A 22,783-nucleotide genomic window follows, 5' to 3' on the forward strand; every position below is an offset into this window, starting at 1 on the left:
ATGGCTGAAGCTGAAAAAACCGTCCGTACGCTGACTGGCCGTGTCGTCAGCGACAAAATGGACAAGACCATCACCGTTCTGATCGAGCGTCGCGTAAAGCACCCGATCTACGGTAAATACGTTAAGCGTTCGACTAAGCTGCACGCGCACGACGAATCCAACCAGTGCAAAATCGGCGACAAGGTTTCCATCCGTGAAACCCGTCCGCTGGCCAAGACCAAGTCCTGGGCACTGGTTGAAGTCCTCGAACGCGCTGTTGAAGTCTAAGGGCTAGGGGTCGGAGAAATTTTATGATTCAGACTCAATCCATGCTCGATGTGGCCGATAACAGCGGCGCTCGTCGCGTCATGTGCATCAAGGTTCTCGGCGGTTCGCACCGCCGTTACGCCGGCATCGGTGACATCATCAAAGTAACCGTCAAGGAAGCAATTCCACGCGGTAAGGTCAAAAAAGGCCAAGTGATGACTGCTGTTGTCGTCCGTACCCGTCACGGTGTACGTCGCGCTGACGGTTCCATCATTCGTTTCGACGGCAACGCTGCTGTTCTGCTGAACACCAAGCAAGAGCCGATCGGCACTCGCATCTTCGGGCCAGTGACCCGTGAACTTCGTACTGAGAAGTTCATGAAGATCGTCTCGCTCGCCCCTGAAGTGCTGTAAGGAGATCCGACATGCAAAAGATTCGTCGTGACGACGAGATCATCGTGATCGCCGGCAAAGACAAAGGTAAGCGCGGTAAGGTGCTGAAGGTTCTGGCTGATGACCGTCTGGTCGTCGGTGGTGTGAACCTGGTCAAGCGTCATACCAAGCCTAACCCGATGGCGGGCGTTCAGGGCGGTATCGTCGAAAAAGAAGCGCCTCTGCACGCTTCCAACGTTGCCATCTTCAACGGCGAAACCAACAAGGCTGACCGCGTTGGTTTCAAAGTAGAAGACGGTAAGAAAATTCGTGTCTTCAAGTCGACCCAAAAAGCGGTTGATGCTTGAACACTGCTAGGTAGAAGACCATGGCACGACTGAAAGAGATTTACCGGAACGAAATCGCTCCTAAGCTTAAGGAAGAACTTAAGCTGTCGAACGTGATGGAAGTTCCGCGCGTTACCAAGATCACCCTGAACATGGGTCTGGGCGAAGCGATCGGCGACAAGAAAGTCATCGAGCACGCTGTTGCCGACCTGGAAAAGATCACCGGTCAAAAGCCGGTCGTGACTTTCGCTCGTAAATCCATCGCGGGCTTCAAAGTCCGTGAAGGATGGCCGATCGGCGTCAAGGTGACCCTGCGTAGCGACAAGATGTACGAATTCCTGGACCGCCTGCTGGCGATCTCCCTGCCTCGGGTACGCGACTTCCGCGGCCTGAATGCCAAGTCCTTCGATGGCCGTGGCAACTACAGCATGGGCGTGAAAGAGCAGATCATCTTCCCGGAAATCGACTACGACAAGATCGATGCTCTGCGCGGTTTGGACATCACCCTGACCACCACTGCTCGTTCGGATGACGAAGGCCGCGCTCTGCTGCGTGCATTCAAATTCCCGTTCCGCAACTGATTGGAGTAGGAAAATGGCCAAGAAGAGCATGAAAAACCGCGAGCTGAAGCGTCAGCTCACGGTAGCCAAGTTCGCCAAAAAGCGTGCTGAGCTGAAAGCGACCATCGTCAACCTGAACGCCTCTCCAGAAGAGCGTTTCGCTGCCGTTGTCGCTCTGCAGAAGCAGCCACGTGATGCCAGCGCTGCGCGTCTGCGCAACCGTTGCCGCCTGACTGGTCGTCCTCACGGTGTATACCGTAAGTTCGGCCTGGGCCGTAACATGCTGCGTCAAGCTGCAATGCGCGGTGACGTACCGGGTCTGGTCAAAGCCTCCTGGTAATCCCTGCAGGTGTGATCCCGGTGGACGGGGAGCAATCTTCCGACCATCGGTGACCTCGCCAACAAACAAGCCCCCTCGTGGGGCTTGTTTCGTTTCTGCCTTATGTCTAGAATGACCGGCTCACCTGAGCCTGGGTTTTTTACCCTGCCCGCTTGGGTGGTTGTGATAGCCGCAAGGCTAATATTTCTTGTATCAGGAGCATCTAGCCCATGAGTATGCAGGACCCGTTAGCGGACATGCTAACTCGCATCCGTAATGCCCAGATGGCTGAAAAGTCCGTCGTAAGCATGCCTTCCTCCACCCTGAAGGTCGCGGTTGCCAAAGTTCTGAAGGACGAAGGTTACATCGCTGGCTACCAGGTTACTGGTGAAGCCAAGCCTTCCCTGTCGATCGAACTGAAGTACTTCGAAGGCCGTCCGGTCATCGAGGAACTGAAGCGCTCCAGCCGTCCAGGCCTGCGCCAGTACAAGTCCGTCGCTGAGCTGCCGAAAGTACGTGGCGGCCTGGGCGTGTCTATTGTCTCCACCAACAAAGGTGTGATGACTGATCGCGCTGCGCGCGCTGCCGGTGTCGGCGGCGAAGTTCTCTGCACAGTGTTCTAAGGGGGGATAGACATGTCTCGCGTCGCTAAGAACCCCGTTAAGCTGCCTTCTGGTGTCGAAGTCAAATTCGCCGGCCAGCAGCTTTCGGTGAAGGGTGCCAAAGGTACTCTCGAACTGAACGTTCACTCGTCTGTTGAAGTTACCGAAGAGTCTGGTGAGCTGCGTTTCGTCGCTCGCAATGGTGACCAGCAAGCTCGCGCCATGGCCGGTACTACCCGAGCTCTGGTCAACAACATGGTCCAAGGCGTAAGCCAAGGCTTCGAGCGCAAGCTCCAGCTGGTCGGTGTTGGTTACAAGGCACAGGCCAAAGGCACCGTCCTGAACCTGGCCCTGGGCTTCTCTCACCCAGTGGACTACGAACTGCCAGCCGGCATCACCGCTGAAACTCCTAGCCAGACCGACATCCTGATCAAGGGTATCGACAAGCAGCTGGTAGGTCAGGTGGCCGCTGAAATCCGCGGGTTCCGTCCGCCAGAGCCTTACAAAGGCAAGGGTGTGCGTTACGCGGACGAAGCAGTCCGTCGTAAAGAAGCCAAGAAGAAGTAGGGCCTAGCAAATGACCGACAAAAAAGTTATTCGACTGCGTCGCGCTCGCAAAGCACGTCTCAAGATGCACGAACTCGAAGTCGTGCGCCTGTGCGTGTTCCGCTCCTCGCAGCACATCTACGCCCAGGTCATTTCGGCCGACGGCAGCAAGGTTCTGGCAAGCGCCTCGACCTTGGACAAAGACCTGCGTGATGGCGCCACTGGCAACATCGACGCGGCCACTAAGGTTGGCAAGCTGGTAGCTGAGCGCGCGAAAGCCGCCGGTGTATCTCAAGTTGCCTTTGACCGTTCCGGCTTCAAGTACCATGGCCGCGTCAAAGCGCTGGCTGATGCTGCTCGTGAAGGCGGGCTGGAGTTCTAAGTTATGGCAAATAACGATCAAAAGCGCGACGAAGGCTACATCGAGAAGCTGGTTCAAGTTAACCGCGTAGCTAAAACCGTAAAAGGCGGCCGTATCTTCACCTTCACCGCACTGACCGTGGTGGGTGATGGCAAGGGTCGCGTTGGTTTTGGCCGTGGCAAGTCGCGCGAAGTACCTGCTGCGATCCAGAAAGCCATGGAAGCTGCACGTCGCAACATGATCCAGGTTGACCTGAAGGGCACCACCCTGCAGTACGCCACCAAGGCTGCCCACGGCGCCTCGAAGGTTTACATGCAGCCTGCCTCGGAAGGTACCGGTATCATCGCCGGCGGTGCAATGCGTGCCGTCCTGGAAGTTGCTGGTGTTCAGAACGTCCTGGCCAAGTGCTACGGTTCGACCAACCCAGTGAACGTGGTTTACGCCACCTTCAAGGGTCTGAAAGCCATGCAATCTCCTGAGTCCATTGCTGCCAAGCGCGGCAAGAGCGTTGAGGAGATCTTCTAATCATGGCAACCGTAAAAGTAACGCTGATCAAGAGCGTCTCGGGCCGCCTGCCTAACCACAAACTGTGCGTTAAAGGTCTGGGTCTGCGTCGCATCGGTCACACTGTAGAAGTCCAGGATACTCCCGAGAACCGCGGGATGATCAACAAGGCTTACTACATGCTGAAGGTCGAGGGTTAATCGATGAAACTCAATGATCTGAGTCCAGCGCCGGGTTCCCGTCGCGAGAAGCATCGTCCAGGTCGTGGTATCGGTAGCGGTCTGGGTAAGACCGGCGGCCGTGGCCACAAAGGTCAGACCTCCCGTTCCGGTGGTTCGATCGCTCCTGGCTTCGAAGGCGGTCAACAGCCGCTGCACCGTCGTCTGCCGAAATTCGGCTTCGTTTCCCTGAAAGCCATGGACCGCGCTGAAGTGCGTCTGTCCGAGCTGGCCAAGGTGGAAGGCGACGTGGTTTCCGTACAGTCCCTGAAGGACGCCAACGTGATTGGCCAGAACGTACAGCGTGTGAAAATCATGCTGTCTGGCGAAGTCACTCGCGCAGTCACCATCAAGGGCATCGCAGCCACCAAGGGTGCGCGTGCGGCTATCGAAGCAGCTGGCGGCAAATTCGAGGAATAAATGGCTAAGCAAGGTGCTCTCTCTTCGCTCGGTAAGGGCGGGATGTCGGAACTCTGGGCTCGTCTGCGCTTTCTGTTCATGGCGATCATCGTCTATCGGATAGGTGCGCATATCCCGGTTCCTGGCATCAATCCAGACCGTCTGGCGGATCTGTTTCGGCAGAATGAGGGGACCATTCTTAGCTTGTTCAACATGTTTTCCGGTGGCGCGCTCGAGCGCATGAGCATCTTTGCATTGGGGATCATGCCGTACATCTCGGCATCGATCATCATGCAGCTGATGACGGCGGTCAGCCCGCAACTGGAGCAGTTGAAGAAGGAAGGTGAAGCTGGCCGTCGCAAGATCAGCCAGTACACCCGCTACGGCACCGTTATCCTGGCACTGGTTCAAGCCATTGGCATGTCCATTGGCCTGGCCAACCAGGGCGTGGCGTTTTCTGTAGGGCTCGGCTTCTATGTCGTTGCTGTCTCCACCTTCGTGGCAGGCGCGATGTTCATGATGTGGCTGGGTGAGCAGATCACCGAGCGCGGTGTGGGTAACGGTATCTCGATGTTGATCTTCGCAGGTATCGTTGCCGGTCTTCCGAGAGCAATCGGGCAGTCTTTCGAGTCTGCACGCACAGGCGATATCAACATTTTCGCCCTGGTCGCAATCGGTTTGCTTGCAGTAGCGATCATCGGTTTCGTGGTGTTCATTGAGCGTGGTCAGCGTCGTATCGCCGTTCACTACGCCAAGCGTCAGCAGGGCCGCAAGGTCTTTGCCGCGCAGACCAGCCACTTGCCGCTGAAGGTGAACATGGCAGGGGTTATCCCGGCCATTTTCGCGAGCAGCATTCTGCTGTTCCCGGCTTCGCTGGGTGCCTGGTTCGGTCAGTCCGAAGGTATGGGCTGGCTGCAGGACATCTCGCAGTCGATCGCTCCTGGTCAGCCGTTGAACATTCTGCTGTTTAGTGCAGGGATCATTTTCTTCTGCTTCTTCTACACAGCGTTGATGTTCAACCCGAAAGACGTAGCGGAAAACCTGAAGAAGTCCGGTGCCTTTATTCCGGGTATCCGTCCTGGTGAGCAGTCCGCACGCTACATTGATGGCGTTCTGACTCGTCTGACCATGTTCGGTGCTCTTTACATGATGGCCGTCTGCCTTCTGCCCCAGTTCCTGGTGGTGGCAGCAAATGTGCCGTTCTACCTTGGCGGGACCTCGTTGCTGATTGTGGTAGTGGTTGTGATGGACTTCATGTCCCAAGTACAATCGCACCTCGTTTCGCACCAGTACGAATCCCTGATGAAGAAAGCCAACCTGAAAGGCTACGGTGGCAGCGGTCTGCTGCGCTGATACGCCCCTAAGGTTCGAGGAGTCGGTAATGAAAGTTCGTGCATCGGTGAAAAAGCTGTGCCGCAACTGCAAGATCATCCGTCGCGAAGGCGTCGTACGAGTGATCTGCAGCGCGGAACCGCGTCACAAACAGCGCCAAGGCTGAGTGTGATCTGCGCTTCAAACCCAGCAGCTAGTGTGCTGCTGGGTTGATTATTCGTTTCTACAGCGATATTATCTCGCGCCCTATTTCTTGGCTTCCGGGGCGTAGGTAGCTGTCAATTGGAGTCCCACTGAATGGCCCGTATTGCAGGCGTCAACATTCCAGATAACAAGCATACTGTTATCTCGCTGACCTACATCTATGGTGTCGGTCGCACTACTGCACAGAAGATCTGTGCAGACGCTGGTGTCAACCCAGCCGCAAAGATCAAGGATCTGAGCGACGAGCAAATCGAAACCCTGCGTGGCGAAGTCGCGAAGTTCACCACCGAAGGTGACCTGCGTCGTGACATCAACATGAAGATCAAGCGCTTGATGGACCTGGGTTGCTACCGCGGCCTGCGTCATCGTAAAGGTCTGCCGGTTCGCGGTCAGCGCACCAAGACCAACGCACGCACCCGTAAGGGCCCGCGTAAGCCGATCCGCAAGTAATCGCCCAGGAATATAGACATGGCAAAACCTGCTGCTCGTCCTCGTAAAAAAGTCAAAAAGACAGTGGTTGATGGCATCGCCCACATCCATGCGTCTTTCAACAACACCATCGTGACCATCACCGACCGTCAGGGCAACGCATTGTCCTGGGCTACTTCCGGTGGTTCGGGTTTCCGTGGTTCGCGCAAATCCACCCCGTTCGCAGCTCAGATCGCTGCTGAGCGTGCTGGTCAAGCTGCGCTGGAATATGGTCTGAAGAACCTCGACGTCAACGTCAAGGGCCCAGGTCCAGGTCGTGAATCCGCCGTTCGTGCATTGAACAGCTGCGGCTACAAGATCGCCAGCATCACCGACGTGACGCCTATCCCGCACAACGGGTGCCGTCCGCCGAAGAAGCGTCGCGTGTAATCAGGAGACAGAAGAATGGCACGTTACATTGGTCCAAAATGCAAACTGTCTCGTCGTGAAGGCACCGACCTGTTCCTGAAGAGCGGCGTTCGCGCTCTGGAATCGAAGTGCAACATCGAAGCAGCCCCAGGTATCCACGGTCAGCGCCGTGGCCGTCAGTCCGACTACGGTACCCAGCTGCGCGAGAAGCAAAAAGTCCGTCGTATCTACGGTGTTCTGGAGCGTCAGTTCCGCGGTTACTACCAAGCTGCTGCCTCGAAAAAAGGCGCAACTGGTGAGAACCTGCTGCAACTGCTCGAGTGCCGTCTGGATAACGTCGTTTACCGTATGGGCTTCGGTTCGACTCGTTCCGAATCCCGTCAGCTGGTTTCGCACAAGGCGATCAGCGTCAACGGTAAGACTGTAAATATTCCATCCTACCAAGTTCGTCCGGGTGACGTGGTCGCGGTTCGCGAGAAGTCGCTGAACCAGCTGCGCATTGTTCAAGCCCTTGAACTGTGCGCCCAGCGTGGCCGCGTTGAGTGGGTAGACGTAGATTCTGCTAAGAAGTCGGGCGTTTTCAAGAACGTTCCTGCTCGTGGCGATCTGTCTGCCGACATCAACGAAAACCTGATTGTCGAGCTCTACTCCAAGTAAGGGCTAGAAAATAGGTGCATCCATGCAGATTTCGGTAAATGAGTTCCTGACTCCCCGCCATATTGATGTGCAGGTAGTCAGTCCGACCCGCGCCAAGATTACGCTCGAGCCTCTCGAGCGTGGTTTCGGCCATACCCTGGGCAACGCGCTGCGCCGCATCCTGTTGTCCTCCATGCCTGGCTGTGCAGTAGTCGAGGCCGAGATCGATGGCGTACTCCACGAGTACTCCGCGATCGAAGGTGTTCAGGAAGACGTCATTGAAATCCTGTTGAACCTGAAAGGCCTGGCTATCAAACTGCACGGTCGTGACGAAGTTACGCTGACCTTGTCGAAAAAGGGTTCGGGGGTGGTTACCGCTGCCGATATTCAGCTGGATCACGATGTCGAGATCGTCAACCCCGATCACGTAATCGCGAACCTGGCGTCCAACGGCGCCCTGAACATGAAGCTCACCGTAGCTCGTGGTCGTGGTTACGAGCCGGCTGACTCCCGTCAAGCCGACGAAGACGAAAGCCGTAGCATTGGCCGTCTGCAGCTGGACGCTTCGTTCAGCCCGGTGCGTCGTATCGCCTATGTGGTCGAAAACGCCCGTGTTGAACAGCGTACCAACCTGGACAAGCTGGTCATTGATCTGGAAACCAACGGCACCCTGGATCCTGAAGAGGCTATCCGCCGCGCTGCGACCATCCTGCAACAGCAGTTGGCCGCGTTCGTCGACCTCAAGGGTGACAGCGAGCCTGTCGTAGTCGAGCAGGAAGACGAGATCGATCCGATCCTGCTGCGCCCGGTTGACGACCTGGAACTGACTGTACGTTCGGCCAACTGCCTCAAGGCGGAGAACATCTACTACATCGGCGACCTGATTCAGCGTACCGAAGTAGAGCTGTTGAAGACTCCTAACCTGGGCAAGAAGTCCCTGACTGAAATCAAGGACGTCCTGGCCTCTCGTGGTCTGTCTCTCGGCATGCGCCTCGACAACTGGCCGCCTGCAAGTCTTAAGAAAGACGACAAGGCGACCGCCTGATCGTCGTAATCACCGAACGTAGTGTTTGGTAAGGAATGAATCATGCGTCATCGTAAAAGTGGACGTCACCTGAGCCGTACCAGCTCTCACCGCAAGGCTATGTTCCAGAACATGGCAGTGTCGTTGATCGAGCACGAGCTGATCAAAACCACCCTGCCGAAAGCCAAGGAACTGCGCCGCGTTGCCGAGCCGCTGATCACCCTGGCCAAGGAAGACAGCGTTGCTAACCGTCGTCTGGCCTTCGATCGTACCCGTTCGAAGTCCGCTGTTGGCAAACTGTTCAACGACCTGGGCAAGCGTTACGCCACCCGTCAGGGCGGCTACCTGCGCATCCTGAAGTGCGGTTTCCGCGCTGGCGACAACGCGCCTATGGCGTACGTCGAGCTGGTTGATCGTCCGGTCGGCGGTGCTGTAGAAGCTGCTGAGTAAGACGTTCTGTCTGCTACAAAGAACCGGGCCTAGTGCCCGGTTTTTTGTTCTTGCAGGTATTGTTTATTTCTATTGATGTAACTCATGTAATGAATTTGTTCTGAGGTGACCGCTCATCGATACTTCTTCCCAAGCCGTTTAGCCGGCACTCGAAGACCGATAAGGAGAGCCCATGAGCAAACTTCTCACCACCGCCAGCGGTGCACCTGTAGCCGACAACCAGAATTCCCGCTCCGCCGGCCCGCGTGGCCCGCTGCTGCTCGACGACTTCCACCTGATCGAAAAGCTTGCCCACTTCAACCGCGAGAACATCCCTGAGCGTCGTGTGCATGCGAAAGGCTCGGGTGCCTACGGTACCTTCACCGTCACCCGCGATATCACCTCGTACACCAGTGCCAAGCTGTTCGAACAGATTGGCAAGCAGACCGAGACCTTCCTGCGCTTCTCGACGGTTGGTGGCGAGCGTGGCTCGGCAGATACCGAGCGCGATCCGCGTGGCTTTGCGGTCAAGTTCTACACCGAGGAAGGCAACTGGGACATCGTGGGCAACAACACCCCGGTGTTCTTCATCCGAGATCCGCTCAAGTTCCCGGATTTTATCCACACCCAGAAGCGCCACCCGCAAACCAACCTGAAGAACGCCCAGATGATGTGGGACTTCTGGTCGCATTCGCCCGAGGCCCTGCACCAGGTCACGATCCTGTTCTCCGACCGCGGCATTCCAGACGGTTACCGGCATATGCACGGGTTTGGCAGCCACACCTACAGCCTGGTCAATGGCCAAGGCGAGCGCACTTGGGTCAAGTGGCACTTCAAGACTCAGCAAGGTATCAAGAACCTGACTCCGGCCGATGCAGCGCGCCTGGCCGGTACCGACCCGGACTACGCCCAGCGTGACCTGTTCGAGGCTATCGAGCGTGGTGACTTCCCGCGCTGGACCGTGTGCATCCAGGTGATGAGCGAGGCCGAGGCGGCCAACCGCGACGAGAACCCGTTCGATGTGACCAAGACCTGGTCGCAAAAAGACTACCCGCTGATCGAAGTCGGTGTGCTGGAGCTCAACCGCAACCCGCTCAACTATTTCGCCGAAGTGGAGCAGGCGGCATTCGGCCCGAGCAACATGGTCCCGGGTGTAGGCTTGTCGCCAGACCGCATGCTGCAGGGCCGCGTATTCGCTTACGCCGATGCACACCGCTACCGTGTGGGTACCAACCACCAGCAACTGCCGGTGAACGCCCCACGTAGCCCGGTGAACAGCTACCAGCGCGATGGTTCGATGGCCATGGGCAGTTACGGCAGTGCGCCGAACTACGAGCCCAACAGCCACGCTGATGCGCCAAAGCAGTCGCCACGCTACGCCGAACCCGCACTGGCTCTCAGCGGTGCGGCGGACCGTCACAATCACCGCGAGGACAACGATTACTACAGCCACGCCGGCGCGCTGTTCCGCCTGATGAGTGACGAGCAGAAGGCGCTGCTGATCAGTAATATCGCCGGCGCCATGGCGGGCGTCAGCGAAGATGTGATTCAGCGCCAGTTGCAGTACTTCTACAAGGCTGACCCGGCCTACGGCGAAGGCATCGCCAAGGCATTGGGGGTGAATCTCGCCTAAGTCGAAGTGATAAGAAGAACCGCCCTCATTTGGGCGGTTTTTCAATGAATATCACTACTGTTTAACCGATTTTTTGCTTCTAATTGCGCATTTTTCAGTGACCGCGCGCAAAAGCTGGTTCACACTATGTGCATTAGTCGTTTTCACAGGGAGAAGCAGGGCGATGCAAGGTCACCCGGACGTTATCAACTATCTCGTCACGTTGCTGAAGGGCGAACTGGCCGCTCGCGATCAGTACTTCATCCACTCGCGCATGTACGAAGACTGGGGCCTGACCAAGCTCTACGAGCGTATCAACCACGAGATGGAAGAAGAGACGCAGCACGCTGATGCCCTGATGCGTCGTATCCTCATGCTCGAAGGCACTCCGGACATGCGCGCGGATGATCTCGAAGTGGGCAGCACCGTGCCGGAAATGATCGAGGCCGACCTCAAGCTCGAGTACAAGGTGCGTGGCGCTCTGTGCAAAGGCATCGAGTTGTGCGAACTGCACAAGGACTACATCAGCCGCGACATCCTGCGCGCGCAGTTGGCTGATACCGAAGAAGATCACACCTACTGGCTGGAGAAGCAGCAGGGTCTGATCAAGGCCATCGGCCTGGAGAATTACCTGCAGTCGCAGATGTAAGTTATCCACAGCGTCATGAAAAAGCCCCTGGCACCAACGGTACCAGGGGCTTTTTCACGCCAGCGCCAACCGTCAGGCCCGGTCACGCTCCAGCAGCGGCTTGAGGTAGTGCCCGGTATAAGACTGCTTCATCTTGGTCAGCTCCTCAGGCGTCCCGCAGGCGATGATCTGCCCGCCCTTGGAACCACCCTCCGGCCCCAGGTCCACCAGCCAGTCGGCAGTCTTGATCACATCCAGGTTGTGCTCGATCACTACCACGGTGTTGCCGTGGTCACGCAGGCGATGCAGAACGTCCAGCAGCTGCTGGATGTCGGCGAAGTGCAGGCCGGTGGTCGGCTCGTCGAGGATGTAGAGGGTCTTGCCGGTGTCACGCTTGGACAACTCGCGAGAGAGCTTCACACGTTGTGCCTCGCCACCGGACAGGGTGGTCGCCGATTGCCCCAGCTTGATGTACGAAAGCCCCACGTCCATCAGCGTTTGCAGCTTGCGCGCCAACGCTGGTACCGCATCGAAGAACGCACGGGCATCCTCGATGGTCATTTCCAGCACTTCGTGGATGTTCTTGCCCTTGTACTTGATCTCCAGGGTTTCGCGGTTGTAGCGCTTGCTCTTGCAAACGTCGCAGGGCACGTAGATGTCCGGCAGGAAGTGCATCTCGACCTTGATAAGGCCATCCCCCTGGCAGGCCTCGCAACGGCCACCCTTGACGTTGAACGAGAAGCGCCCCGGACCGTAGCCGCGCGAGCGCGATTCCGGTACGCCGGAGAACAGCTCGCGAATCGGCGTGAAGATACCGGTGTAGGTAGCCGGGTTCGAGCGCGGTGTGCGGCCGATCGGGCTCTGGTCGATATCCACGACCTTGTCCAGGTGCTGCAGGCCATCCATGCTGGTGTGCGGGGCAGGTTCCAGGGTGCTCGCGCCGTTCAGGGCGGTGGCCGCGAGGGGGAACAGCGTGTTGTTGATCAACGTCGACTTGCCCGAGCCGGATACGCCGGTCACGCAGGTCAGCAGGCCGATCGGGATTTCCAGATCGACGTTCTGCAGGTTGTTGCCACGTGCGCCCTTGAGCTTTAGCTGCAGTTTCTTGTCGCGCGGGGTGCGCTTGGCGGGCACGACGATCTTCTTGCGCCCGGACAGGTACTTGCCGGTCAGCGAGTCAGGGTGGTCCATGACCTCCTGTGGCGAGCCCTCAGCGACGATCTGGCCACCGTGCACGCCGGCACCTGGGCCGATGTCCACCACGTAGTCGGCCAGACGTATGGCGTCCTCGTCGTGTTCAACCACGATCACCGTGTTGCCCAGGTCGCGCAGGTGGTTGAGGGTGGCCAGCAGGCGGTCGTTGTCCCGTTGATGAAGGCCGATGGACGGTTCGTCGAGGATGTACATGACCCCGACCAGGCCGGCACCAATCTGGCTGGCCAGGCGGATACGCTGGGCCTCACCGCCAGACAGCGTATCGGCACTGCGGTCGAGGGTCAGGTAGTCGAGGCCGACGTTGACCAGGAACTGCAGGCGCTCGCAAATCTCCTTGAGGATCTTTGCCGCGATTTCGCCGCGCCGGCCGGTCAGGCTCAGGTCACCGAAATAGCTGCTGGCCTCACCGATCGGCAGGTTGGTCACCGCTGGCAGGGTTTTCTCGCCAACCCACACGTGGCGGGCTTCGCGGCGCAGGCGGGTGCCGCGACAGTCCGGGCAGGGCTGGGTGCCGAGGAACTTGGCCAGCTCTTCACGCACGGTGGCCGACTCGGTTTCGCGGTAGCGGCGCTCGAGGTTCGGCACGATGCCTTCGAACGGGTGCGAGCGCTTGACGATATCGCCGCGGTCGTTGAGGTACTTGAAGTCGACGCTCTGCTTGCCGCTGCCTTGAAGGATCACCTTCTGGTGCTCGGCGGACAGTTCACCGAACGGCTCTTCCAGGCTGAAGCCATAATGCGCTGCCAGCGAGCCGAGCATCTGGAAGTAATACACGTTGCGCCGGTCCCAGCCGCGAATCGCGCCTTCGGCCAGGGTCAGCTCGCTGTTGACCAGGCGCTTGGTATCGAAGAACTGCTTCACCCCGAGGCCGTCGCAGGTCGGGCAGGCACCGGCCGGGTTGTTGAAGGAGAACAGCTTCGGCTCCAGCTCGCTGATCGCGTGGCCGCACACCGGGCAGGCGAAGCGCGCGGAGAAGATCATCTCTTCGCCGGGCTCGTCGTCCATGGGCGCTACCAAGGCGATGCCGTCAGCGAGCTTCAGCGCGGTTTCGAACGATTCGGCCAGGCGCTGTTGCAGGTCGGCGCGGACCTTGAAACGGTCCACTACCACGTCGATGCTGTGCTTCTTCTGCTTGTCCAGCTTCGGCAGTTCGTCCAGCTCATGGAGCTTGCCGTTGACCCGTGCACGCACGAAGCCTTGGGCGCGCAACTCGTCGAATACCGCCAGGTGCTCACCCTTGCGCTCGCGCACGACCGGCGCCAGCAGCATCAGCTTGCTGCCTTCCGGGCGCTCCAGTACCAGGTCGACCATCTGGCTGATCGTTTGCGCTTCCAGAGGGATGTCGTGGTCCGGGCAGCGCGGCGTACCGACGCGGGCGTACAGCAGGCGCAGGTAGTCGTAGATCTCGGTGATGGTGCCGACCGTTGACCTTGGGTTGTGCGATGTCGACTTCTGCTCGATGGAAATCGCCGGCGACAGGCCTTCGATGGTGTCGACGTCGGGCTTTTCCATCATCGACAGGAATTGCCGGGCATAGGCCGACAGCGATTCCACGTAGCGGCGCTGGCCTTCGGCGTAGAGTGTGTCGAACGCCAGGGACGACTTGCCGGATCCGGACAGGCCGGTGATCACGATAAGCTTGTCCCGCGGCAGGGTCAGGTCGATGTTCTTCAGGTTGTGGGTACGTGCCCCACGAATCAGGATCTTGTCCACTGCGGCCTCGCTCGGCGGGCATAAACAAGGAAGTATACGGCGCGCTGCCAGTACGCGGCAAAGCGTCGCGTAGATGCCGTCAAGCTGTCGGACTGATAGAATCGCCGCCGGTTCACACGAGGTTTATCCATGCACGACACCCACAACGAGCGCATGAGCAGCGGCGAAACCCGCGCTGCTGGCGGCCTGGCCCTGGTCTTTGCCTTTCGTATGCTGGGCATGTTCATGGTCTTGCCGGTGCTGGCCACCTACGGCATGGACCTGGCCGGCGCTACCCCTGCGCTGATCGGCCTGGCCATAGGCGCCTATGGCCTGACCCAGGCGGTATTGCAGATCCCGTTCGGGATGATTTCCGACCGCATTGGCCGCCGACCAGTCATTTACCTGGGGCTGGTGGTGTTTGCCCTGGGTAGCCTGCTGGCGGCTCAGGCAGACTCCATCTGGGGGGTGATCGCCGGGCGTATCCTGCAGGGGGCCGGGGCGATTTCCGCGGCGGTCATGGCCTTGCTCTCGGACCTGACCCGCGAGCAGCACCGGACCAAGGCGATGGCGATGATCGGCATGAGCATCGGCCTGTCGTTTGCCGTCGCCATGGTCACAGGCCCATTGCTGACAAGTCACTTCGGCTTGTCAGGATTGTTCCTGGCCACTGCAGGACTTGCCCTGGTTGGTATCCTGCTGATCGCCTTCGTCGTGCCCAATACCCACAGCACATTGCAGCACCGCGAGTCGGGTGTGGCGCGCCAGGCCCTTGGCCCGACCCTGCGTCATCCGGACCTTCTGCGCCTGGATGCAGGCATTTTCATCCTCCACGCCATCCTCATGGCCAGCTTCGTCGCGCTGCCCCTGGCCTTCGTCGAACGCGGAGATCTGCCCAAGGAGCAGCACTGGTGGGTGTACCTGACCGCGCTGCTGATCTCATTTTTTGCAATGATCCCGTTCATCATCTACGGCGAAAAAAAGCGCAAGATGAAACGCGTCCTGGCTGGTGCGGTCAGTGTCCTGCTGCTGACGGAAGTGTTCTTCTGGCAGTGGGCTGACGGTTTGCGCGGACTGGTGATTGGCACCGTGGTATTCTTTACCGCATTCAACCTGCTGGAGGCCTCGTTGCCTTCGCTGGTGAGCAAGGTGTCGCCTGCTGGTGGCAAGGGGACGGCGATGGGGGTGTATTCCACCAGCCAGTTCCTCGGCGCTGCCCTGGGAGGCATCCTCGGTGGCTGGCTGTTCCAGCACGGCGGGCTGAACATGGTGTTCCTTGGTTGCGCAATCCTGTGTGCCATCTGGTTGGTCGTCGCCTTGCGCATGAACGAGCCGCCCTATGTGACCAGCCTGCGCATGCCGCTGACGCCAGAGGCCGTTCGGGAAGCCGGCTTGACCGAGCGCCTGATGGCCGTGCCGGGTGTGACCGACGCCGTGGTGGTGGCAGATGAAGCCGCCATCTATATCAAACTGGATACGAAAATTTTGGACCGTGCGACCCTCGAGCGACTGGTGAATCCAGCCTCATCGGCGTGCGAAGCCTAGGAGAACGTTATGGCCCGTGGGGTTAACAAAGTCATTCTGGTCGGCACCTGTGGCCAGGATCCCGAAGTCCGCTACCTGCCCAACGGTAACGCCGTGACCAACCTGAGCCTGGCCACCAGCGAGCAGTGGACCGACAAGCAGTCGGGCCAGAAGGTCGAGCGTACCGAGTGGCACCGTGTGTCGCTGTTCGGCAAGGTTGCCGAAATCGCCGGCGAGTACCTGCGCAAAGGTTCGCAGTGCTACATCGAAGGCAAGCTGCAGACCCGCGAGTGGGAAAAGGACGGCATCAAGCGCTACACCACCGAGATCATCGTCGACATCAACGGCACCATGCAGCTGCTCGGCGGTCGTCCGCAGGGCCAGCAGCAGGGCGGTGACCCGTACAACCAGGGTGGCGGCAACTACGGTGGCGGCCAGCAGCAACAGTACAACCAGGCTCCGCCACGCCAGCAGGCTCAGCGCCCGCAGCAGCAACAGCGCCCGGCGCCGCAGCAGCCTGCGCCGCAGCCGGCGGCTGACTTTGACAGCTTCGATGACGATATTCCGTTCTGATCGAGCGGCAAGGCGTCTAGCTGGAACAGAAACCCAGGGCAGTTGCCTTGGGTTTTTTTATGCCTGTTCAGGCATCGCTATCCAGCGCCGCCTGAGCAAACTGTGCATCCAGCTCCGGCGTGGCACCACTGATGCCAATACCGCCGATATGCATGCCGTTCTTGTCCATGATCGGCAGGCCTCCTTCCAGCAACGTGAACCCCGGTAATGATGCATAGGGGTTGGCCGGGTGTGCGGAGCTGCGTTCGCCAAGTGCGCGTGAAGACAAGGGGAAGCGGGCAGAGGTCGAAGCCTTGAGTTGCGCTACCTTGATGCTGCCGCTGCTGGTGCCGTCCATGCGGTGGAAGTGTTTCAGGTTGCCATGGTTGTCGATGATGCTGATGACGATCGCATAGCCCTGGGCAGTGGCCGCTCGTTCGGCGGCCGCGGTCATTTTTCGCGCTTGTAGTGACGTGAGTGGCGAAGGATTTTCACCCGAGGCGGCTGCAGCACTTGGGGCAATGGTGCCTGAGCCGGCGACGAGTACACTCAGGCAGAACGTCTTGAAATTCATGAGGACAGATCCCTTTGTCGGAGTTTGCCTCAACCTAGTCAGTTTCAAGCGAATCTGATGTAGTCCTTTTCCGAAAGTGCCGAGCGGGAGGCAGAGCGGTGCAGCATGCCGCTCAATAGAACAACCGCGGCTCCGGTGAATCCAGCAGGCTCGCCAGTTTGGTCAGGGCAAAGCCCAGCTCCTGGCGGCTGGGAGACATCAAGGCAATGCGCACGCCACAGGTGGCATGGTTGCGCTCGGGCAGGAACTGGCTGCCGCTGACCACCGTGACGCCATTGTTGCGCGCCAGGTTGGCGAACTCGTCGCTGGTCCAGGGCTCGGGCAACTCCAACCAGATATGGAAGCTGTTGGGCTGGCTGCGGATCCTGTACTTGCCCAGGATTTCTCGCGCCATGTGCTGACGCGCAGCTGCTTGCTCCTGCTGCACCTGCACCAGCTGATCGGCCATGCCGCTGTTGATCAGGTTGCTGGCCAGTTGCGCCATCAATGGCGATGGCATCCAGACACTGCTGCGTACCATCGATGATAGCCGCGAGAGGGTTTGCGGCGGGGCATACAGGTAGCCGATACGCAGTGCCGGCAGCACGCTCTTGGACAGGCTGGTGAGGTACACCGACCGCTCAGGGGCATACGCAGCAAGCGGCTTGTAGTCCGGGGCGGGTTCGAGAAAACCATAGATGTCATCATCGACGATGAACAGGTCGAACTCGCGAGCGATCTGGGCGATGGCCTCGCGCCGCGCATGGGGCATGATCGAGTTGGTCGGGTTCTGGTGCGTGGTGACGCACACCAGCAGCGAGGGGCGATGTTCCAGGCATGCCGCACGCAGCGCCTCGGGAATCAGCCCGAATTCGTCCATGGCCACGCCTCGCAGGCGACGCCCCATGCTGTGGGCCAGGGAGATGATGCCTGGGTAGCAGAACGATTCGCACAGCACCACGTCGTCGCTCTTCGACAGGCTGCTGATGGCTACTAGCAAGCCATGCTGGGCGCCCGACGTCAGCACCACCTGCTGCCAGCGGGCTTCGGGCAGCCAGCGCTGGATCCAGGCCGCTCCAGCCTGCTTGTGGGTCGCATGGCCGCCCTCGGTGACATAGTCCAGCACCTGGGCCAGGTCGGGCGACTGGGCCAGTTCGTTGATGGCGCCGCGCAGCCAATCGGTCATGTGGGCGTCATTGGGCTTGATGATCGACAGGTCGATCTGCCCGCTCTCGCGCTCGGCGCTGCTGGGGCTGGGCCGTGCAGGCGCAGGCGGGGCAGGGGGCTGCGCCTGGCGTTGCGGCAGCACGAAAGTCCCGCGCCCGACCTCACCCACCACCAGGCCACGCTTGGCGGCTTCGTCATAGGCTCGGCCAATGGTGCCGGGTGTCACGTCCAGTGACTCGGCCAGGTCCTTGAGGGTTGGCAAGCGTTCGCCAGCCACCAGCCGGCCGCTGCCGATGTCCTGCTCCAGGGCGTCGGCGATCATCAGGTAGACCGGCTGCGCCAGGTCGCTGTAATGAGGAACCCACATAGAAATGGCACCAGAATCTGCGAGAACGCGGAAGCCTAGCACGAAAGGTCTGATGGAAGTAATTGTGTTTTCTTACGTGTAAATTACCTTGATTGAATCGCATCGATCAGTCGGTCGACGACCTTAAATCGAGGCCTTGATCGAAATAAATCCGGTCTGCATCCAGCGCCGTTTCGCCACGCCCTCCAGAAACCTTTTGAAATCAATAAGTTGATTGAATCGACTTAATTGTCTGTTTGCGCCTTTTGGAAAATGGATTGAATCGACGTTATTTTTGTAATTACAATGATTGCATCGATGCAATTCGCTGGCCTCTTGCCGGCTTCAGCCGCTTGCATCGTCCCGCTGTGACCGGCTTCAAAAACATAAACATCTGCCGCCGACACCGACTGGCCTCAAGCCAGCAACATGGAATATCACTGCAAATGGAAAGTGCACACCTGCATCAAGGCGCCGAGCTACAAGCCTCACTGGAGATCCGTCTGCCCTGGGTCATCTCCAGCGCCTGGCAAACCTTGCTGAACAACACACCGCTCGACTTCGAGACGAGCAAGGAGCTTTATCCACAGCTCAAGGACCAGGCCCAGGACGTGCTGGGCAAGGCGCTTTGCCAACAGATCCGTGGCTTTGTCACGGACCCGTACCTGACCAGCATGATCGTGCGCAATTGCCCGCGTGACCGTGACATCCCACCCACACCTTATTCGGGCGTACTCAGCCCGCGCAGCACGCCGGTTGCCTGCCTGGTCAGCCTGACCATGCAGAGCCTGATGGGGATCAACCCGGTGGTCTACGAGGGTGAGAACGATGGTCGGCTGTTCCGCCATGTCATTCCTTCGCGTCATTCTTCCAGCCACAAGAGCTCCCATGGCTCGAAGCTGCGCTTCTCCTATCATGTGGACAACCCGGACCTGCCACTGTCATCCGAGCCGCTCGGCGACACGTCCTGCTGCCCGGAATACCTGTCGTTCTTCGGCATGCGCTGCGACCCGCGCATCAGCACCACACTGGTGAGCCTCGATGCCGTGGTGGCGGCACTGCCCGCGGCCACCGTACGCGAACTGTGCCTGCCTCAGTTCGAGATCCGCCGCCCCGACTCCTTTAGCGGCAACCGCCGTTGCACGGCCGAACTCCCTGTACTGGTGCGCGGCCATGCCGGTGAATGGTTGTGCCGTTTCGACAGCGAAAACACCCACGGCCTCAACCTGCGGGCCGAGCAGGCACTGGCCAGCCTGCGCAGCGTGCTGGAAACCCGTCGCTTCGACGAACCCCACCTGCTGCTGCCGGGCGACTTCATGGTCTTCAAGAACCAGCGTGTGCTGCATGCCCGCGATGGTTTCGAGCCACAGAACGATGGCGCCGACCGCTGGCTGCTGCGGCTGTTCGCGGTCAACGACCTGAACCGCGTGCATTTCGCCCGGGCCGATCACCTTTACGAAGTGCTCTCCTGATTCTCTTTTACTGACTCGACGGACGTACCGATATGGAACTGTTAGGCGCCTTCTGGGCGGAACACTGGTTGTTGGCGATCCTGATGCTGGGCGCCATCGCATTCGTTGCAGGCTTTGTCGACAGCATCGCCGGGGGTGGCGGGCTGTTTCTGGTGCCGGGCTTTCTGCTGGTGGGCATGCCGCCGCAGGTTGCCCTGGGGCAAGAGAAGCTGGTGAGCACCCTGGGCACCCTCGCGGCCATCCGCAACTTCCTGGCCAACAGCAAGATGGTCTGGCAGGTGGCGCTGGTCGGTGTGCCGTTTTCATTGCTCGGGGCTTACCTGGGCGCGCACCTGATCGTGTCGATCCCCCAGGAAACCGTGGGCAAGATCATCCTGGCGCTGATCCCGTTCGGCATCCTCATCTTCCTCACCCCCAAGGACCGCCCGGTGGAGGAGCGCGAGCTGTCGCCGCGCATGCTGTTCACCGTGGTTCCGCTGACCTGCCTGGCCATCGGCTTCTACGACGGCTTCTTCGGCCCCGGCACCGGCAGCATGTTCATCATCGCGTTCCACTACCTGCTGCGCATGGACCTGGTCTCCAGCTCCGCCAACTCCAAGACCTTCAACTTCGCCTCCAACATCGGCGCACTGGTGGCGTTCGTCATGGCGGGCAAGGTCGTCTACCTGCTGGCGCTACCGCTGGTGGCCTGCAACATCCTCGGCAACCACCTGGGCAGCGCCCTGGCCCTGCGCAAAGGCAATGAAGTGGTACGCAAGGCGTTGGTGTTCTCGATGCTCTGCCTGTTTACCAGCCTGGGCGTGAAGTACCTGGCCTGACCCCTTTCAAAGGAGATAACTGATGAAAACTGCATTCGTCACCGGCGCTTCTTCGGGCTTTGGCCGGGCCATCTGCCGCACCCTGATCGGCAAGGGCTACCGTGTGATCGGCGCCGCCCGGCGCATGGACAAGCTGCAAGTGCTGGAGGCCGAGCTGGGCGACAATTTCATTGCGCTGGCGCTGGATGTCACCGATCCGCGGTCGATCGAGTCGGCGTTCGAACAAGTCCGCGACGCCTCGCTGCAAATCGACCTGCTGGTGAACAATGCCGGGCTGGCGCTGGGTGTCGACCGCGCCCAGGCCAGCAGCAGCGAGAACTGGCAGCAGATGATCGACACCAACGTCACCGGCCTGGCGATGGTGACCCACAAGGTCCTGCCGCAGATGGTGGAGGCCGACAGCGGGATGATCATCAACATGGGGTCCATTGCCGGCACTTATCCGTACCCGGGCGGCAACGTGTATGGCGCCAGCAAGGCCTTCGTCCGCCAATTCAGCCTCAACCTGCGCGCCGATCTGGCGGGCACCCGTGTGCGGGTGAGCAATATCGAACCGGGATTGTGCTCGGGCACCGACTTTTCGGTGGTGCGCCTGAACGGCGACCTGGATGCCGTGCAAGCGCTCTATCGTGACGTGGAGGCCATCTTGCCGGAGGACATCGCCGCTACAGTGGCGTGGATTGCCGAGCAACCGGGGCATGTGAACATCAATACCGTCGAGATCATGCCGGTGGCCCAGAGCAGTGCGCCGCTCAATGTGGCCCGAAACCTGCCTCAGTGTTGAATGGGTTATGTAATGACCCGACTGGGGCCTATCCAGCATTGTCCTCAGCCCCAGCCACCTCAAACATCCAGGAGTGCACATCCCGCCGCCTCCAGCGAGGCGGCTACCTTGCCCACAGTGTTGTCCGCCAATGTCGCAGCAACTTTTTGGAGTAGGCATTTAGGAATGATCTTGTAAGAAGGATCCTATATTGCTCTTTTGAAGCTTATTGTTGTTTCAGCTGAATTGACTAATTCTGTTAACTGAATTGCTGAGGTGGCAGTTACGTAAGGGTGCGTCGGGATGTGAGGTTTGGGCCTGGTCGAGTGTTTGATTTTTGACATGATCCCGATTACTGTCTGGGGGGAAGCAGGGTTAAATAATAATAAGGAACCTTACTGTGGACGTATTCATGGGCTTGTTAGCAGCGGCATTCTGGGGGGCGACGGACTTTTTGGTCGGTGTGAATGCACGAGCGGTTGGGGTCAAGCGGGCGGTGTTTTTCGGGCAATTACTGGGGCTTTTGTTAATGACGATAATTGTCGTCATTTCTGCCAGCCAGTTGGAAAGATTTATTTCTGCGCCATGGCGTACAGTAGGGGTGGGGGTAGTAGCTTCTCTGTGTACCGTAGTGGGAGCGTTGGCGCTGTCGAAGGCTTTTGCTGTTGGCAAAACAGCAGTTGTTGCCCCCTTGGTCACCTCATATGGCGTTTTTACTACTCTGTTGGCGTGGCTGGGTGGTGATGCGCTGTCAGCTTGGCAAGTGAGCGGCATTCTCATTTGCTTCTTCGGCGTTCTACTAGCCAGTCGCAGTGATCACGGAGGTGATTTCGAGCGCAGGACCATCAGCACGATATCAGTCGGGTTTGCGTTGTTGGCGGCCATGCTTTACGGCATCAGCTTCTGGATTCAGGGCAAGTTCGCCTTGCCGGTGCTGGGGCCGGTGAACATGTTGGCGCTAGGCTATGCAGTGGGGGTCATGTTTCTCATCCCTGAAGCCTTCAGGTTACTGCGGGATCACGCGACGATCAGGTTGAAGACCTTTGGCACACTATGCGGCGCCAGTCTTTTCAACCTGGGCGGGTTCTCCGCGTTTTCCTGGGGCGCGCTCAATGGCTCGGTTTCCGTCGTCACCGTCATCAGCACCCTGTCGGGCGGCATTGCCGCTATCTTGGGGTACTTCTTTTATAGCGAGCGGCTGTCGGTCTTTCAGATTGGCGGGGTTAGTCTGGTGTTGTTGGGGGCTGTGCTTCTGCATCTTTACGCGTGACATTTCTCCTGGGTTACGTCAGCAAAATGTGTGAGGAGTCTAGCTAATCGTCACACTGTCAACTATTTGCTGTTGAGATTGCTTAACATCCACTTCTTCAAAGGAGTGGGTCATGCAAGCATCGGATAGCAATCACGTGCAAGAAGTACTATTTATTTCAGCCGTCTTTCTGGGCCGAGTTTCATACAGTACATGCAGATTGCCCCTCATCTTGTCTTATCAGTGTGGGTTCTTTT

The 22,783-nt window shown here is 59.0% G+C and carries 29 protein-coding genes; 26 read left to right on the forward strand and 3 right to left on the reverse strand.

Features of this window, described 5'->3' with window-relative positions; translation table 11 throughout:
- The 20 genes from rpsQ (at position 1) to bfr (ending at position 11,196) form a co-directional block, all read left to right on the forward strand.
- Complete coding sequence (rpsQ, locus tag CQW31_RS12545; protein WP_008089812.1) at positions 1–267, forward strand: 30S ribosomal protein S17; 267 nt, start codon at positions 1–3, stop codon at positions 265–267.
- Positions 268–290: 23 nt separating this feature from the next.
- Entirely contained in the window at positions 291–659 is a 369-nt protein-coding gene (gene rplN, locus CQW31_RS12550; RefSeq protein WP_008089810.1) for a 50S ribosomal protein L14, read from the forward strand.
- A gap of 11 nt (positions 660–670) precedes the next feature.
- On the forward strand, positions 671–985 hold the full coding sequence (gene rplX, locus CQW31_RS12555; protein ID WP_016715319.1) for a 50S ribosomal protein L24: 315 nt from the start codon (positions 671–673) through the stop codon (positions 983–985).
- A gap of 20 nt (positions 986–1,005) precedes the next feature.
- Complete coding sequence (rplE, locus tag CQW31_RS12560) at positions 1,006–1,545, forward strand: 50S ribosomal protein L5 (RefSeq protein ID WP_003255474.1); 540 nt, start codon at positions 1,006–1,008, stop codon at positions 1,543–1,545.
- A 13-nt stretch (positions 1,546–1,558) separates the two neighbouring features.
- Positions 1,559–1,864, forward strand: coding sequence for a 30S ribosomal protein S14 (gene rpsN / locus CQW31_RS12565; RefSeq protein WP_012316516.1), 306 nt, complete (start codon positions 1,559–1,561; stop codon positions 1,862–1,864).
- Between the two features lie 209 nt (positions 1,865–2,073).
- Positions 2,074–2,466 (forward strand): 30S ribosomal protein S8, encoded by a 393-nt coding sequence (rpsH, locus tag CQW31_RS12570; protein WP_009681971.1) that lies wholly within the window; start codon positions 2,074–2,076, stop codon positions 2,464–2,466.
- A 12-nt stretch (positions 2,467–2,478) separates the two neighbouring features.
- Positions 2,479–3,012 carry a 50S ribosomal protein L6 gene (rplF, locus tag CQW31_RS12575; RefSeq protein WP_054887033.1) on the forward strand — a complete coding sequence of 178 codons (534 nt, stop codon included), beginning with the start codon at positions 2,479–2,481 and terminating at the stop codon, positions 3,010–3,012.
- A 10-nt stretch (positions 3,013–3,022) separates the two neighbouring features.
- The gene (rplR, locus tag CQW31_RS12580) at positions 3,023–3,373 is read left to right on the forward strand and encodes a 50S ribosomal protein L18 (RefSeq protein WP_003255467.1); all 351 of its coding nucleotides are present in this window, start codon (positions 3,023–3,025) and stop codon (positions 3,371–3,373) included.
- Positions 3,374–3,376: 3 nt separating this feature from the next.
- Positions 3,377–3,877, forward strand: coding sequence for a 30S ribosomal protein S5 (gene rpsE / locus CQW31_RS12585; RefSeq protein WP_003255465.1), 501 nt, complete (start codon positions 3,377–3,379; stop codon positions 3,875–3,877).
- Between the two features lie 2 nt (positions 3,878–3,879).
- Entirely contained in the window at positions 3,880–4,056 is a 177-nt protein-coding gene (rpmD, locus tag CQW31_RS12590; RefSeq protein ID WP_003255463.1) for a 50S ribosomal protein L30, read from the forward strand.
- A gap of 3 nt (positions 4,057–4,059) precedes the next feature.
- Entirely contained in the window at positions 4,060–4,494 is a 435-nt protein-coding gene (gene rplO, locus CQW31_RS12595) for a 50S ribosomal protein L15 (protein ID WP_023382625.1), read from the forward strand.
- Positions 4,495–5,826 carry a preprotein translocase subunit SecY gene (gene secY, locus CQW31_RS12600; protein WP_016393394.1) on the forward strand — a complete coding sequence of 444 codons (1,332 nt, stop codon included), beginning with the start codon at positions 4,495–4,497 and terminating at the stop codon, positions 5,824–5,826.
- Positions 5,827–5,854: 28 nt separating this feature from the next.
- Positions 5,855–5,971 carry a 50S ribosomal protein L36 gene (gene rpmJ / locus CQW31_RS12605; protein ID WP_002555468.1) on the forward strand — a complete coding sequence of 39 codons (117 nt, stop codon included), beginning with the start codon at positions 5,855–5,857 and terminating at the stop codon, positions 5,969–5,971.
- A gap of 131 nt (positions 5,972–6,102) precedes the next feature.
- Positions 6,103–6,459, forward strand: coding sequence for a 30S ribosomal protein S13 (gene rpsM / locus CQW31_RS12610; protein ID WP_003255457.1), 357 nt, complete (start codon positions 6,103–6,105; stop codon positions 6,457–6,459).
- An 18-nt stretch (positions 6,460–6,477) separates the two neighbouring features.
- A complete protein-coding gene (gene rpsK / locus CQW31_RS12615) occupies positions 6,478–6,867 on the forward strand; it encodes a 30S ribosomal protein S11 (protein WP_003255454.1) in 390 nt (129 codons plus the stop codon).
- Between the two features lie 15 nt (positions 6,868–6,882).
- The gene (gene rpsD, locus CQW31_RS12620) at positions 6,883–7,503 is read left to right on the forward strand and encodes a 30S ribosomal protein S4 (protein WP_027917844.1); all 621 of its coding nucleotides are present in this window, start codon (positions 6,883–6,885) and stop codon (positions 7,501–7,503) included.
- A 22-nt stretch (positions 7,504–7,525) separates the two neighbouring features.
- Positions 7,526–8,527, forward strand: coding sequence for a DNA-directed RNA polymerase subunit alpha (gene rpoA / locus CQW31_RS12625; RefSeq protein ID WP_099814598.1), 1,002 nt, complete (start codon positions 7,526–7,528; stop codon positions 8,525–8,527).
- Positions 8,528–8,569: 42 nt separating this feature from the next.
- The gene (rplQ, locus tag CQW31_RS12630; RefSeq protein ID WP_003255451.1) at positions 8,570–8,956 is read left to right on the forward strand and encodes a 50S ribosomal protein L17; all 387 of its coding nucleotides are present in this window, start codon (positions 8,570–8,572) and stop codon (positions 8,954–8,956) included.
- Between the two features lie 172 nt (positions 8,957–9,128).
- Positions 9,129–10,568 (forward strand): catalase, encoded by a 1,440-nt coding sequence (locus CQW31_RS12635; RefSeq protein WP_099814599.1) that lies wholly within the window; start codon positions 9,129–9,131, stop codon positions 10,566–10,568.
- 163 nt (positions 10,569–10,731) lie between these two features.
- The gene (gene bfr / locus CQW31_RS12640) at positions 10,732–11,196 is read left to right on the forward strand and encodes a bacterioferritin (RefSeq protein WP_016715322.1); all 465 of its coding nucleotides are present in this window, start codon (positions 10,732–10,734) and stop codon (positions 11,194–11,196) included.
- A gap of 72 nt (positions 11,197–11,268) precedes the next feature.
- On the opposite strand, the gene uvrA is transcribed toward bfr, so the two are convergent.
- Positions 11,269–14,103, reverse strand: a complete 2,835-nt coding sequence (gene uvrA / locus CQW31_RS12645; protein WP_178075566.1) for an excinuclease ABC subunit UvrA — start codon at positions 14,101–14,103, stop codon at positions 11,269–11,271.
- Between the two features lie 129 nt (positions 14,104–14,232).
- On the opposite strand from uvrA, the gene CQW31_RS12650 reads away from it, so the two are divergent.
- Positions 14,233–15,627 carry an MFS transporter gene (locus CQW31_RS12650; RefSeq protein ID WP_099814601.1) on the forward strand — a complete coding sequence of 465 codons (1,395 nt, stop codon included), beginning with the start codon at positions 14,233–14,235 and terminating at the stop codon, positions 15,625–15,627.
- Positions 15,628–15,636: 9 nt separating this feature from the next.
- Positions 15,637–16,179, forward strand: a complete 543-nt coding sequence (locus CQW31_RS12655) for a single-stranded DNA-binding protein (RefSeq protein ID WP_085677073.1) — start codon at positions 15,637–15,639, stop codon at positions 16,177–16,179.
- 67 nt (positions 16,180–16,246) lie between these two features.
- On the opposite strand, the gene CQW31_RS12660 is transcribed toward CQW31_RS12655, so the two are convergent.
- Together CQW31_RS12660 and CQW31_RS12665 are read right to left on the reverse strand one after the other, a co-directional pair.
- Positions 16,247–16,732, reverse strand: a complete 486-nt coding sequence (locus tag CQW31_RS12660) for a heme-binding protein (RefSeq protein WP_099814602.1) — start codon at positions 16,730–16,732, stop codon at positions 16,247–16,249.
- 112 nt (positions 16,733–16,844) lie between these two features.
- Positions 16,845–18,245: a PLP-dependent aminotransferase family protein gene (locus CQW31_RS12665; protein ID WP_099814603.1), complete on the reverse strand. Its 1,401-nt coding sequence runs from the start codon at positions 18,243–18,245 to the stop codon at positions 16,845–16,847.
- A gap of 425 nt (positions 18,246–18,670) precedes the next feature.
- Here CQW31_RS12665 and CQW31_RS12670 point away from each other — a divergent pair, with 425 nt between their 5' ends.
- From CQW31_RS12670 to CQW31_RS12685, 4 genes are all read left to right on the forward strand, one after another.
- Complete coding sequence (locus CQW31_RS12670; RefSeq protein WP_054886523.1) at positions 18,671–19,696, forward strand: TauD/TfdA family dioxygenase; 1,026 nt, start codon at positions 18,671–18,673, stop codon at positions 19,694–19,696.
- A 32-nt stretch (positions 19,697–19,728) separates the two neighbouring features.
- Positions 19,729–20,514, forward strand: coding sequence for a TSUP family transporter (locus CQW31_RS12675; RefSeq protein ID WP_099814604.1), 786 nt, complete (start codon positions 19,729–19,731; stop codon positions 20,512–20,514).
- A gap of 22 nt (positions 20,515–20,536) precedes the next feature.
- Positions 20,537–21,298 carry an SDR family NAD(P)-dependent oxidoreductase gene (locus CQW31_RS12680; RefSeq protein ID WP_099814605.1) on the forward strand — a complete coding sequence of 254 codons (762 nt, stop codon included), beginning with the start codon at positions 20,537–20,539 and terminating at the stop codon, positions 21,296–21,298.
- Between the two features lie 379 nt (positions 21,299–21,677).
- On the forward strand, positions 21,678–22,547 hold the full coding sequence (locus CQW31_RS12685) for a DMT family transporter (protein WP_178075567.1): 870 nt from the start codon (positions 21,678–21,680) through the stop codon (positions 22,545–22,547).
- The last annotated feature ends 236 nt before the right edge of the window (positions 22,548–22,783 follow it).

The sequence above is a fragment of the Pseudomonas sp. 382 genome (genome assembly GCF_002759075.1).
GTDB classification, from domain to species: domain Bacteria; phylum Pseudomonadota; class Gammaproteobacteria; order Pseudomonadales; family Pseudomonadaceae; genus Aquipseudomonas; species Aquipseudomonas vlassakiae.